A 13,042-nucleotide genomic window follows, 5' to 3' on the forward strand; every position below is an offset into this window, starting at 1 on the left:
AGCTGGTTGAAGGCGAAGAAACAAGGAGTTGTACATGTCCCAGCGAGACAAGGCCTACAAGGATGCCGGAGTCGATATAGAAGCGGGCAACACGTTCGTGTCCCGGATCAAGTCTCTGGTGGCATCGACCTACACCAAGGGCGTTGTCAACGATATTGGAGGATTCGGCGGGCTTTTCAAGCCGTCCATGTCCATGGTCAACGAGCCGGTGCTGGTGGCTTCCACCGACGGCGTGGGCACGAAGCTCAAGCTGGCCTTCATGTTCGACAGACACGACACAGTCGGCATCGACCTGGTGGCCATGAGTGTCAACGACATCATTGTCCAGGGTGCCAAGCCTCTTTTTTTCCTCGACTATTTCGCCACGGGCAAGCTTGATATCGACAAGGCCGAAGCGGTCATAAAGGGCATCGTCGACGGCTGCAAGGAAGGCCAGTGCGCCCTCATCGGCGGTGAAACCGCCGAGATGCCCGATTTTTACGCCGACGGCGAATACGACTTGTCCGGGTTCTGCGTCGGCATGGTCGACAATGACAAGGTCGTGGACGGTTCGAGCATCGGCGTGGGCGACATCATTATCGGCCTGGCCTCTTCGGGCGTGCATTCCAACGGGTACTCCCTTGTACGCAAGATCTATGAGCGCTCCGGCCTGCAGCCCGCCGACATTTTTCCCGGCACGGATCAGACCGTGGCCGAAGTTCTGCTCACGCCAACCCGCATCTATGTCGAAGCCGTGCGCAACGTCATGCGGGACTGGGAAATTCATGGCATGGTCCATGTCACCGGCGGTGGCTTCTACGATAACATCGTGCGCATCCTGCCCAAGGGCGTGACCGCGCAGATCCGTTTCGGCTCCTGGAGCATCCCGCCCGTTTTTGAATGGCTGCGGACCCAGGGGGACCTCTCCTGGGAGGAGATGCTGCAGATTTTCAACAGCGGCATCGGCTATATCATGGTCGTCAAGAAGGACGTGGCCAAGGATGTGGTGCACCGGCTGGGCGCACTGAAGCAGGACGCCTGGATAATCGGCGAGATTGTCGAGCGTGTCGACGGCGAGGAGCAGGTCCGCATAGATTTTCCCGTCGCCGACGCATGAGCTGACGGCAAGGCGACAAGGGCCGCCGTTTTCTTCCCGAGAAATGTTTGAACCCCGTCCGGTTTTCCAGGCGGGGTTCTTTTTGGCTTTTTGGAAGGCCGGTTGTGCGCAGGCGGCGGCTATGTCCAGAGCAGGGGGGTCTTGTTCTCGATATAGGGGTTGAAATAGCCGTAATTGATCCAGGGGCAGGCTTTTTTGAGTCGTTTCATGAAATTGCCAAGGCCCATGGACGGCTCGGTCGGGTCTCCGACACAACCCAGGTAAAGCTCGGGGTCGAGGCTCAGGTTGCGCATCTGGATGTAGTCGGGCCGGGCGGAGGCGACGAGATCGGTCAGGGCTTCGAGTTCGCTTTCCACGTCGCTTACGCCGGGGAAGAAAAGGTAGTTGAGGGACACGAAAAGTCCGTGCTCCTTGGCCGTGACGATGGTGCGGCGGACGTCGGCGAAGGTGTAGCCGTGGGGCCGGTAGTAGCTGTTGTAGACGGACTCCCGCGCGCTGTTCAGGCTGACCCGGATGGAATCGAGGCCGGCCTTGGCAAGGCCTGGCATGGTATCCGGCAGGCTCGCGTTGGTGTTGATGTTGACCGTGCCCCGGCCGCCCGCACCACGGAAGAGGGCGATGGCTTCGGTCAGGAGCGCGGCTTCCGTCAGGGGTTCGCCTTCACAGCCCTGCCCGAAGGACATGACCGGATTCTTGGCCCGCTTGGAGTGTAGCTGCATGATCTCGACAATTTCTTTCGCCGTGGGGGTGAAATCAATGCGGTTCTGGGAGGACGGAAAGCCTGAGTCCAGCGGCTGGTGCGAGATGCAGCCGTAGCAGCGGGCATTGCAGGCCTTGGCCGTAGGCAGGGGCGCCTCGAACCGGCCCAGGGCCAGGTTTTTGGCGGCCGGGCAGCAAAAGGTCAGGGCGCAGCGCGAAAGATGGGAGATCAGCCGGTTTTCGGGATAGCGCTTCAGCAGATCCTGGGCGCCCTTGGTGATCCGTTCCGGCGCGACCTGGGTGAAGACCTGTCTTCTGTCCTTGTCGACCTGGGTGGCCGCGACCCAGAATTTGTCCTTGGCGAAACCGATGGCTCCGTATGCGAACAACGGCAGCTTGGGTGCGTCGGTGTCAGGCAGGTAGGCCGCCGAGGCGGAGAGCGTATAGGACGGGCAGACAAAGGCGGCCACGGCCCGCTCTTCCATGGCCTCGGCCTTGCCAGTCTCGGGGTCCAGGCCCAGGGCGTGACGGCCGGGCAAAAGATACAGGTCGCTGCCTTCGGGCAGGGGAATCAGCTCGTCCGGGCGGGGCAGGGTCAGTTCGCGGCCCCGGCGCACGAGCATGAGCAGGTCGGGGTGGTCGTAAACATTGCCGTCCGCATCCGCGAAAACCATGACCGGCTGGATTTTTTTGCTGCTCACAGGGCGCTCCTTGAAAAAAAGAAGGCAGAGGTGCGCGTGCACCTCTGCCCCAGTGTGTTCGAAAACCAGAGGGCGATTAACGCTTGGAGTACTGGAACCGGGCACGGGCAGCGCGCTGGCCGTACTTCTTTCTTTCCTTGACGCGGGAATCGCGGGTCAGGAAACCGGCACGCTTGAGCACGCCGCGCATTTCCGGATCGAATTCAAGCAGGGCGCGGCTGATGCCATGACGCACGGCCTGAGCCTGTCCGGAAAGACCGCCGCCGGTGACACGGCAGGCGATGTTGAATTTTTCGAGGGTTTTGGTCAGCTTGAGGGGCTGACGAATGATCATCTGCAACGTGGCCCGGGGAAAGTAGTCACCCAGTTCGCGACCGTTGACAGTGATGGTCCCTGTGCCTTTATACAGTCTGGTCCGGGAAACGGATGTCTTTCTTTTGCCGGTACCGTAGAAGAAATCTTGACTCATAATCTTCTCCATCCCTGATTAGATGTCCAGCACTTCAGGCTGCTGTGCCTGGTGAGGATGTTCCGTGCCGGTGTATACTTTCAGTTTTTTGATCAGCTGAAAGCCCAATGCGCTTTTGGGCAGCATGCCTTTGACCGCCTTGGTGATGACCGTTTCCGGGCTTTTGACCATCATCTCTTCCAGAGTGGTTTCCCGAAGGCCGCCTACATAACCGGTATAACGGTAGTAGGTCTTCTGGGAAGCCTTCTGGCCGGTTACTTTGATTTTGTCCGCGTTGATGACGATGATGAAATCACCGTTATCCATGTGCGGGGCGAACTCGGCCTTGTGTTTTCCCCGGAGGCGGGTTGCTATTTCCGTTGCAAGTCGGCCCAGGACCTTGTCCTTGGCGTCGACAAGGTACCATTTGTGGGTCAGTTCACTTGCTTTGGGACTGTACGTCTTCATTTCTGTGGCTCCTGCCTGATAAACCCGAGTCGTTGCGGGTGCTTTCAACCTTGAGATCGGAGGTAACATGCACAAATGGTTGTGCTTTACCACCGTAACCGCTACAACGTAACGAAACAATGCGTGTGGGATAAGGGAAGAAAGAGCTATCTTTCCTGTGCCTGCTTGTAAAGTATTTTTCTTGTTTTTTTGAGAAAAAATTTCATCCGCCGGCCTGACGCGGCATCATGGGGAGGCCTAGAGTGCCTAGTATACGCAAGGGTTTGCTTCAACTTGTTTTTTCCGGAAGTTTCATGAAGCGCTGGAACGACAAGATGCGTCCCATGGAACTTGTTGAGGTCGACAAGCAGGCCCACAAGATGATCGTCGCCTGGCTGCTTTTCGAACTCAATTCCCAGAATCTTTCCCCCGGGGACAGGGCCGCCCTTGGCGAAGACATCGTGCGCGGCGGAATTTACGATTACCTTTATCGCCTGGTCATAACCGACATCAAGCCGCCCATCTTCTATCAGATCAAGTCCAATCCGGCCCATTATCAGAAACTTACGGCCTGGGTGCTCAATGAATTACAGCCGCGCGTCCAGCCTCTGGGCAAGGATTTCTGGGATGGCATGAAGGACCATTTCGAACGGCAGGTCAGCGGCGACCAGAGCCTGGCCTCGCGGATTCTCGACGCAGCGCATCTCTTCGCCAGCAGATGGGAGTTCCACCTTATCCGGGACATGAACAAGTGGGATGAGGAAATGGACGATATCGAGGACAATTTCAGGCGCGGCCTGGAGGCGCATCTGGATCTGACCGGCGTGCGCCAGCTGATCGAGGGGCCGAGCACCCGGCTCGGGAAATTCGCCTTCATGTGCGGGCAGCTGCGTTTTCAGAAACGCTGGTCCCAGACCCCGCGCATCCCCGAGACTTCCGTCCTCGGGCATATGTTCATCGTGGCCTGTCTGGCCTATTTTTTCAGCATCGCCGTTGGCGCTTGTCCGGTGCGCAGAAAAAATAATTTCTATGCCGGGCTGTTTCACGATATCCCGGAACTCTTGACCCGCGATATCATCTCGCCGGTCAAGAGTTCGGTTCAGGGCATCGGGGATCTGATCCGTGAATACGAAGGCCGGGAACTTGAACGCCGCCTCTTTTCCATTCTCGACCGTTCTGTGTATGGGGGGCTTGTGGATCGGCTGGAGTATTTTCTGGGCATCGAGGTAGGCTCGGAGTTCGAGTCCACCATCATGCAGGACGGACGGGCGAAAGTCGTGAGCTGGGAGCAGTTGCAGGGGCCGTACAACCGTGACGAATTCTGCCCCAAGGACGGCAGAATGCTCAAGGTGTGCGATCATCTGGCCGCCTTTCTCGAAGCCTACACCGCTCTGGCCAACGGCATCACCAACGCCCATCTGCAACAGGCTTCGTGGCGGATCAGGACACTGTATCAGAACCAGTCGCTGACTGAGGAATTGCACATCGGCGCGCTGCTGGCCGATTTCGATTGAGTGAGTTCGGGGCCGGGCACTTTCTTCCTTATCATTAAACAGGGGTATAATCATGATGTTACGCAAGCGGGTCTGGGATATCATGCGTGAGGATTTTGCGTTCGTGCGCGAGGACGCGAGCCTTTCCGAGGCCATCACCGCCCTGCGCCAAATTCGCGCCAAACAGGCGGACACCAGTTTCGTGCTGGTTTTTTCAAAAAACGACAAATTCATTGGCGTGCTTTCCATGTGGAACCTGATCCAGGGCATTGGCCCGTGCCTGCTCAAGGGGTCCGTCCTGGACGGCAACGAGGTGGACTGGGACAGCGCCTTTGCCCATGCCTGCCGCAGCTGCTCCCAGGTCCGCATCTCGGACTGCCTGCAACATGACATCCCCATGCTGAAGCCCAACGATCCGCTGGCCCGCGTGCTTGAGGTTTTTCTCGACTACCGTCGCGGACGCGCAGTGGTCGAGGAGGGAGGCAAGATCATCGGCGTGGTCTGCATGGCCGATCTGTTCAAGGAAATCAGTGATTCCCTGATGCCCTAGTTCGCATGCGGCGGGCCGTTGCAACCGGCTCGCCGTGATATTTTTTCCCAAAGGATCCCGCCATGCTTCCGCTCCCGGCGTTTCCTTCGAAAGTGAGCTGCCACAATGCGCTGCAATAAAAAGGACGTAAGCTTCGCGATCTGTCTTTGGGCACACGCGCTTCTTGTCCTCTTCTCCCTGCTTGTTCCTGTCTCGGGCGCGCTGGCTGCTCCCGATAAAATTGTTGTGGCGGATGACAGGGATTACCCCCCGTACATGTTTCTCGATGCCTCGGGTAGTCCCAAGGGGATTCTGGTCGATGTCTGGGAACTGTGGAGCAGAAAGACCGGCATTGCCGTCGAATTTAAGCTCATGGAGTGGAGCGCCGCCCTGGACGCGGTCAGGGAAGGAAAGGCCGATGCGATTGGAGGGATGGCACGGACGCCGGAGCGTGAAGAGGTGTTCGACCTGACGTCGCAGATCACTGTCATTCCATCCGGCATATTCTTTCATGACCAGCTTGGGGGGATCAAGAACGTCAAGGATCTTGCCGGATTTTCGGTAGGGATCGTCGGCGGGGACGCTGCCCGGGACGTGGCCCTGTCCCGTTATCCGGAGTTGCGGTTCGCCACGTTTTCCGGGACGCGCGAGCTTGTCGGGGCGGCAATTTCAGGTGAGATCAAGGTGTTTATCTCGGACGTGCCGGTGGCGCGGCATTATCTGGCCCAACATGCGGGCAGCGCCGAGTTTCGTCAGGCCTTGGAACTGGTTTCGACACAGACCGTCCACGGGGCGGTGCGCAAGAACAATACCGAGCTTCTGGGCGTGATACAGGGCGGTTTCGATCAAATCACGGAGTCCGAAATTGATGCGATCATGGACGAATGGTCCGGTCATCCCGTTCAGGCAGCTTTGCCTTGGAGCATGATCGTCCTGGTGTTCGGAATTCTGAGCTCAATACTTGTGGGCGTTTTTCTGTGGAATTTCCTTCTGCGCAGACGGGTCCAGGCTAAAACGGCAGAGTTGGCGGAATCTGTGCGTGAGGCGGGTGAGAGAAAGGAAAAATACAGACTTCTTGTGGAGCATCAGACTGACCTGCTGGTCAAGGTCGATTTGGAGGGGCGCTTTCTTTACGTGAGCCCCGCGTATTGCCGAACCTTTGGTAAATCCGAGGCCGAGTTGCTGAATTCTACCTTCATGCCGCTCATTCATGCGGATGACGTGGCCGCCACCGAAGAGGCCATGAAGGCGCTGCATGTCCCGCCTCACACTGCCTACATGGAACAGCGCGCCATGACTGTCGACGGTTGGCGCTGGTTCGCATGGAACGATTCGGCCATTCTCGGGAAAACGGGAGAAATCGAGGCCATCGTCGGCGTTGGACGTGATGTCACCGAGCGCAAGGAAGCCGAGGAACTGCTGCGTCAGAGCGAGGAACGCTTCGCAAAGGCCTTTCATTCGAGTCCTGCGCCCTTGGTCATCTCCGATATCGCCACCGGCCGTTTCATCGACGTCAATGCCCGGTGGGTGGAGATGCTCGGCTATGCCAAGGAGGACCAGATCGGTCGAACCTCCAAGGAAGTCGGGATATGGGCGGACACGGACCTCAGGGACAGGGCCATTGCAATTCTGCGCAAGGAGGGATCCTTCAAGGAGTTTCCCATCGAGTTTCTGACCAGTACGGGCAGCGCGCGTTCCGTCCTCTGGTCCGCCGAGATTATCATTCTTCAGGGACGGGAGGTCATGCTCTCCCTGCTTTTCGACTATACCGAGCGCAGGAAGGCCGAAGAGGCCTTGCGCAAGAGCGAGAAGCTCTATCGCTCGGTCATCGACAATATTCATGACGTCTTCTATCGCACCGACGCCGAGGGTCGGCTCGCCATGGTCAGTCCGTCGGGGGCCCGCCTGCTGGGTTACGAAAGCACCGAGGAGATGCTCGGACGATTGAACGAGGAATTCTGGTTCGAACCCGAGGAACGTCGGAATTTTTTGCAGCGTATTCAAGCCCAGGGTTTTGTGGCCGACTTCGAGGTGGTCTTGAAGCGCAAGGACGGCGAGCCGGTGCTCGTGGCCACATCGAGCGGGCTTTACCACGACGAGCAGGGCGCCGTTCTTGGAGTCGAGGGGATTTTTCGCGACATCACCGAGCGCAAACGCACGGAGGAGCGGCTGCGTCAATCCGAGGAAAAATTTTCGCGTCTTTTCAAGCTCTCCCCTGACGCCATTTCGCTGTCGGACCCGGACAGCGGCCTGCTGGTTGAAGTCAATGACGCGTACGCACGGCTCACAGGATATCGCCAGGATGAGCTTGTGGGCAGGAGCGCCCTTGAGATCGGTCTGTTCGTCGATCCTGAAAGTCGCGGGCGGGTGATCGAACGGCTGAAGAGAACCGGCCAGATCAGCAATATGGAAATCGAATTCCGGCGCAAGGACGGCGCTCATGTGCCGTGCAGCGTTTCGGGCCAGTTCATAAGTCTCGGCATGGAACGCTATCTTCTGGCCGTGATACGGGATGTGACCGAGTTCAAGCGCATGCAGGAGATGATGATCCAGAGCGAGAAGATGGTCTCGGTGGGTGGCATCGCGGCCGGAGTCGCTCATGAGATCAACAATCCGCTGGGAATCATCGTGCAGAGCGCGCAGAATCTGGTGCAGCGCACACGTCCCGATTTTCACAGGAATATCGAAGTGGCCAAGAGCATCGGCCTGGATATGGCGCAACTTGAAAAATACATGCAGGAGCGCAAAATCCTGACATTTGTGCAGGACATGCAGGACGCTGCCTTGCGCGCGGCGGACATCATCCGGCACATGCTCGATTTCAGTCGACGCAGCGAATCCAGACGCGCGGTTTGCTCGCTGCCGGTCATAGTGGACCGGGCCCTGACCCTGGCGCAAAACGACTATGACCTGAAGAAGAGCTTCGATTTCAAACAAATCCGCATCGTCAAGGATTATGCCGCGGATCTTGTGCCGGTCGAGTGCACGGAGACGGAACTTGAGCAGGTCTTTTTGAATCTGCTGCGCAATGCGGCCCAGGCCATGATCATGGGCGAATTCCGATCCGAAGATCCGAAAATCGTGGTCCGGTTGTCGAACGCGGCCTTAGGCGTACGCTGCGAGATCGAGGACAACGGGGCGGGCATGCCCGCCGAGGTCATGCGCCGGATCTTCGAACCCTTCTTTACCACCAAGCCTACTGGCATCGGCACGGGTCTGGGGCTGTCCGTGTCCTACTTCATTGTGACTCGCGGGCACGGCGGAAAAATGTGGGTGGAGTCGACGCCCGGCATCGGTACCAGATTTGTCATCGATCTGCCCGCCAGCGCATCTCTGGAACAAGGCCCGAACCTCGGCCGGGCATGAGCCGCGCTTCCGGGCACGGCAAATGAAAACCCCCGCGACATGTTGGTGTCACGGGGGTTTTCATTTTTAAGCGAGGGGCTGGATCATTCGCTTTTCAGGGAGCGCACTTCCGGCCAGATTTCGTCGATGGTTTCCACGGTTTTGACCGTGATGCGTTTTCTGAGTTCCTTGGGAATTTCGTCCAGGTCGTGGGCGTTTCGGGCCGGGATGAGCACCTTCTTGACCCCGTGGCTGACCGCCGCCAGGATTTTTTCCTTGATGCCGCCAACCGGCATGACCCGTCCGCGCAGGGTGATTTCGCCGGTCATGGCCACATCCGAGGCCACCGGTTCATTGCTGATGGCCGACATGAGCGCCGTGACCAGGGTCACGCCGGCGGACGGTCCGTCCTTGGGCGTGGCTCCGGCCGGGACGTGGATGTGAATGTCGTGCGTGTCGAAGAAGTCATCGGCAAGCTGCAGACTTGCGCTTTTGGTGCGCGCATAGCTCAGAGCCGCCTGGGCGCTTTCCTTCATCACCTCGCCGAGCTTTCCGGTCAGGATGAGCTTGCCCTTGCCCGGCAAAAGGCTGCACTCGATGTGCAGGATCTCGCCGCCGTAAGGCGTCCAGGCCAGACCCAGGGCCACGCCGGGAGGCATGGAGCTTTCGCGCTCCTCATCCATGAATTTGGGCTGCCCCAGAAGCTTTACGAGCGCCGACGTGGTCACGCGGAACGGGCCCTTCTTGCCCTCGGCCACCCGGCGCGCGTACTTGCGGCAGATGGAGCCGATCTCCCGCTCCAGGTTGCGCAGGCCCGCCTCTCGCGTGTAGCCTCTGATGATTTCGGCCAGAACCGCGTCGGAGATGATCAGGGTGTCGCTCGTGAGACCGTTTTCCTTGATCTGTCTGGTCAGGAGGTAGCGCCGCGCGATGATGGTCTTCTCCTGTTCCGTGTAGCCGGGGATGCGGATCACTTCCATGCGGTCCAAAAGGGCCGACGGGATGGTATCGAGCATGTTGGCCGTGCAGATGAACATGACCTTCGACAGATCGTAGGGCACGTTGAGGTAATGATCCGTGAAGGAGTTGTTCTGTTCCGGATCGAGCACCTCCAGCAGCGCCGAGGACGGATCGCCCCTGAAATCGTTGCCGAGCTTGTCGATTTCGTCGAGCATGATGACCGGATTGATCGTTCCGGCGTCCTTCATGGACTGGATGATACGGCCGGGCATGGCGCCGATGTAGGTGCGGCGGTGTCCTCGGATCTCGGCCTCATCACGCATTCCGCCCAGCGACATGCGCACGAATTTTCTCCCGAGGGATCTGGCGATGGACTTGCCAAGCGACGTCTTGCCGACTCCGGGAGGGCCTACGAAACACAGGATCGGGCCCTTCATGGACGGATTGAGCTTGCGCACGCTCAGGTATTCGAGGATGCGCTCCTTGACCTTTTCAAGGTTGTAGTGGTCCTCATGGAGGATCTTGCCCGCTTCCTTGATGTCAAGCCGGTCCTTGGACGTCTTTTTCCAGGGCAGGTCGATGAGCCAGTCGATATAGGTTCGCAGGATGGTCGCTTCCGAGCTGTCGGGATGCATGGACTCAAGTCGCGAGAGCTGCTTGTCGGCCTCTTTTTTTACCTTCTTGGGCAGGCCAAGGGAGTTCAGTGTTTTTCTGAGCTCTTCCATCTCCTCGCCTTCACCGCCCTTGTCGCCAAGCTCGCGGCGGATGGCTTTGAGCTGCTCGCGCAGGAAATATTCGCGCTGGGCCTTGTCCATCCCTTCCTTGGCCATGCTCTGGATCTTGGCCTGCATGGAGGCCACTTCCACTTCCTTGACCAGCTGGGAGTTGACCAGGTTCAGCCGTTCGATGGGGTCATGGCTTTCCAGGATGCGCTGGGCCTCGGAGGACTTCATGCGCAGGTTGGATGCGACCAGGTCGGCCAGGCGGCCGTGCTCGTTCACGGCGTTGAGCACGTTCATGATCTCGCCGGCGTCGATGCCGCGCAGGGTCAGGATTTTTTCGCTCTGTTCCTTGACCGAACGCAGCAAGGCTTCCTCTTCGGGGCCGGGATTTTCAACCACGAGTTCGTCGATGGTCTCGATCTTGACCATGTCGAAGGGATCGTGCTGCACGAATTCGGTGATTCTGGCGCGAGTCAGGCCCTGGACCAGGACTTTGAGTCGGCCGTCGGGCATCTTGAGCATGCGCATGATCATGGCCACGGTGCCGGTGGCGTAAAGATCCTCGGGAGAGGGATCGTCCACGCCCTCGTCCTTTTGCGTGCTGATGAAGATGTAGCGGCTGCCGTTGAGCGCCGCGTCCACTGCCTGCACGCTTTTTTCACGTCCGACGAACAGGGGCAGGATCATGTAATTGAAGACGACAATGTCCCTGACCGCCAAAAGAGGCATGGTGGTAGGGATTTCCGCTTCCTGAACGGAACTGTCGGCACTGGCTGTATCTGAATTTTCGCCCTGAAGTTCGTCTTTTTCCGGGGAAAACGATTTTTCTTCGCTCATTGAGGTCTCCTCGTGGTGTTGTATTCGCGTTGTTTCAAGTCGCGAAAAGCAAATTCAGTCAATTATAAGGCTCCTGGAGCCCCAGGCAAGAAAAAAAATGGATTTTTTCCCTTTTGGGAATAAAAAATCAGAGCAGGCCCTGGGCGCGGAAGCTGGAAAAGGTCTCGGAAGTCACGACGATGTGGTCGAGCAGGCGCAAACCGAGGTCATCGGCCAGGCGGGCGATGGTTTCGGTCAGGGCCTTGTCTTGCGATGAGGGGACGGGGTTTCCGCCGGGGTGGTTGTGGACCAGGATCAGTCCGCCGGCATGGTGGCGCAAGGCCAGTTCGAGGATTTCGCGCGGGTAGGCCGCGGTTTGATCCACGGTGCCCCGAAAGACGCGTTCAAAGGAGATGAGCCTGTTCTGGTTGTCGACGAGGATGACCCAGAATTCTTCCTTGGTAAGATGTCCAAGGCGGGCGCAGACCATGTCCCGAACCTGTTCCGGCGACGAGAATTTTTCCCTGCGGGCTATCGCGCCGCATGCCTGGCGCGCGCGGCATTCGTGCAGGGTCCGCCAGAATCTGGCAGCGCCTTCGCCCAGGCCGGGGATTTCGGCGATGCGGCCGGGGTCGGCGAGCAACGCGTCGCCAAGCGACCCGAAACGGGAGATCATCTCCTTGGCGATGGGCTTGGTGTCCTTGCGGGGCAGGGCATAGGTCAGCAGCAATTCCAGCACTTCATAATCGGACAAGGCCCGGGGATCGTTGTCCAGGCGTTGGCGCAGCCGCAGACGGTGTCCCAGAGAGTGGGCAGCGTCCTCTTTCACCACAGGCGCTGGGCTTCCTTGACGAGGTTCTCCATGGCCTGGGCGGGCTTAAGCCTTCCGGTTTTGATGTCCGTGTCGGCCTGCAGTACGATATCCCAGAAGCGGCCGATGCGCGCCGGTCCCAGACGCTGGGCCAGGCGTTTTTTTTCCGTCTTCAGGCTGGGGTAGAGTTGGACCTTGCCGTCTTCCCCGTGCAGGAGCTGCCAGAGCTGGCGGGCTTCGCGCAGCATGAGCGAGGAGACCGGAAAAACCATGTCTCCGCCGGCCATGGCCGGGTCGTTCAGGAGTCGATCCCAGGCCTTCTGACGGCCGACGGGAGTTTGCAGGGAACGCAGAAAGGCGAACAGATCAAAGGCCTCCTCGGCATCAAGGGCCGCGAGGTGTTCGGGCTGGATAGATTTTTCCGGGCCTGCCAGGAGCAGGATTTTTTCCAGCTCGTTGCGCAGGGCGATGGTGCTGAGCGGCAGGGATTCCGCCAGGATTTTCTTGACGCCATGGGCGTAGGTCAGTCCGTGGCGTGCGGCGAAACGATCGAGTTCCTGGCCGATGGTGGCGCGGGAGAGTCCGGGATGTTCCCAGATCCAGCCCCTTTTTTGCGCGGCGGCCCAGTATCTGCCCTTGCTCACGGTCTTCGGTACGTTGGACTTGCCGGATTTCCACTCGCCCTCAAGGCAGAACATGGGCCAGACCGAGGGTCTGGCCATGGCCAAAAGGGGGCCCATGCGGGTCCAGAATTCGTCGTTCTGGTCCTGGGCCCGGCGCAGGACCACGGCGTTGGGCGGGCCCATCATGGACGGAACGGTCAGGGTCTGCCAGAAGCGATCCGGGAGATCTTCATCACCCCAAAAGGTTCGAACGGCGAAACCCTGGCCTTCCAGGAGTTCGTCCACGCGGTCCTTCAAAAGTTCCGGGTCCGCGCAGACGAGAAAGGAGAAGCCCTGTCTGGTCATGTCCGGA

At 58.9% G+C, this 13,042-nt stretch carries 10 protein-coding genes; 4 read left to right on the top strand and 6 right to left on the bottom strand.

All coding sequences use genetic code 11. From position 1 onward, the window contains the following. Positions 1-34 precede the first annotated feature (34 nt). Positions 35-1,096, top strand: coding sequence for a phosphoribosylformylglycinamidine cyclo-ligase (gene purM, locus H4684_RS01455; protein ID WP_092189323.1), 1,062 nt, complete (start codon positions 35-37; stop codon positions 1,094-1,096). Positions 1,097-1,215: 119 nt separating this feature from the next. Here purM and H4684_RS01460 read toward each other — a convergent pair whose 3' ends face one another. The 3 genes from H4684_RS01460 to rplM form a co-directional block, all read right to left on the bottom strand. Then, complete coding sequence (locus H4684_RS01460; protein WP_192622593.1) at positions 1,216-2,496, bottom strand: radical SAM protein; 1,281 nt, start codon at positions 2,494-2,496, stop codon at positions 1,216-1,218. Positions 2,497-2,572: 76 nt separating this feature from the next. Continuing rightward, on the bottom strand, positions 2,573-2,965 hold the full coding sequence (gene rpsI, locus H4684_RS01465; protein WP_012805263.1) for a 30S ribosomal protein S9: 393 nt from the start codon (positions 2,963-2,965) through the stop codon (positions 2,573-2,575). An 18-nt stretch (positions 2,966-2,983) separates the two neighbouring features. Continuing rightward, positions 2,984-3,412 carry a 50S ribosomal protein L13 gene (gene rplM / locus H4684_RS01470; protein ID WP_092189319.1) on the bottom strand — a complete coding sequence of 143 codons (429 nt, stop codon included), beginning with the start codon at positions 3,410-3,412 and terminating at the stop codon, positions 2,984-2,986. A gap of 242 nt (positions 3,413-3,654) precedes the next feature. Between rplM and H4684_RS01475 the strand changes: the two genes are divergently transcribed. The 3 genes from H4684_RS01475 (at position 3,655) to H4684_RS01485 (ending at position 8,779) form a co-directional block, all read left to right on the top strand. Further along, positions 3,655-4,905: an HD domain-containing protein gene (locus H4684_RS01475; protein ID WP_092189316.1), complete on the top strand. Its 1,251-nt coding sequence runs from the start codon at positions 3,655-3,657 to the stop codon at positions 4,903-4,905. 52 nt (positions 4,906-4,957) lie between these two features. Next, positions 4,958-5,434, top strand: coding sequence for a CBS domain-containing protein (locus H4684_RS01480; RefSeq protein WP_092189314.1), 477 nt, complete (start codon positions 4,958-4,960; stop codon positions 5,432-5,434). 105 nt (positions 5,435-5,539) lie between these two features. Next, complete coding sequence (locus H4684_RS01485) at positions 5,540-8,779, top strand: PAS domain S-box protein (RefSeq protein WP_192622594.1); 3,240 nt, start codon at positions 5,540-5,542, stop codon at positions 8,777-8,779. 83 nt (positions 8,780-8,862) lie between these two features. On the opposite strand, the gene lon is transcribed toward H4684_RS01485, so the two are convergent. The 3 genes from lon to H4684_RS01500 form a co-directional block, all read right to left on the bottom strand. Beyond that, positions 8,863-11,277 (bottom strand): endopeptidase La, encoded by a 2,415-nt coding sequence (lon, locus tag H4684_RS01490; protein WP_092189310.1) that lies wholly within the window; start codon positions 11,275-11,277, stop codon positions 8,863-8,865. Between the two features lie 127 nt (positions 11,278-11,404). Then, on the bottom strand, positions 11,405-12,085 hold the full coding sequence (radC, locus tag H4684_RS01495) for a RadC family protein (RefSeq protein ID WP_192622595.1): 681 nt from the start codon (positions 12,083-12,085) through the stop codon (positions 11,405-11,407). Next, positions 12,082-13,035, bottom strand: coding sequence for a DNA polymerase III subunit delta (locus H4684_RS01500; protein WP_192622596.1), 954 nt, complete (start codon positions 13,033-13,035; stop codon positions 12,082-12,084). The genes radC and H4684_RS01500 overlap by 4 nt, the downstream gene beginning before the upstream one ends. Positions 13,036-13,042: the final 7 nt, after the last annotated feature.

The organism is Desulfomicrobium macestii (assembly GCF_014873765.1).
In the GTDB taxonomy this organism is placed as follows: Bacteria; Desulfobacterota; Desulfovibrionia; order Desulfovibrionales; family Desulfomicrobiaceae; genus Desulfomicrobium; species Desulfomicrobium macestii.

What these genes read in the sequence shown, in the direction of transcription:
- purM (WP_092189323.1), top strand. Translation starts at nt 35, where the DNA reads ATGTCCCAGCGAGACAAGGCCTACAAGGATGCCGGAGTCGATATAGAA.
- lon (WP_092189310.1), bottom strand. Translation starts at nt 11,277, where the DNA reads ATGAGCGAAGAAAAATCGTTTTCCCCGGAAAAAGACGAACTTCAGGGC.
- rpsI (WP_012805263.1), bottom strand. Translation starts at nt 2,965, where the DNA reads ATGAGTCAAGATTTCTTCTACGGTACCGGCAAAAGAAAGACATCCGTT.
- rplM (WP_092189319.1), bottom strand. Translation starts at nt 3,412, where the DNA reads ATGAAGACGTACAGTCCCAAAGCAAGTGAACTGACCCACAAATGGTAC.
- H4684_RS01485 (WP_192622594.1), top strand. Translation starts at nt 5,540, where the DNA reads ATGCGCTGCAATAAAAAGGACGTAAGCTTCGCGATCTGTCTTTGGGCA.
- H4684_RS01480 (WP_092189314.1), top strand. Translation starts at nt 4,958, where the DNA reads ATGATGTTACGCAAGCGGGTCTGGGATATCATGCGTGAGGATTTTGCG.
- H4684_RS01500 (WP_192622596.1), bottom strand. Translation starts at nt 13,035, where the DNA reads ATGACCAGACAGGGCTTCTCCTTTCTCGTCTGCGCGGACCCGGAACTT.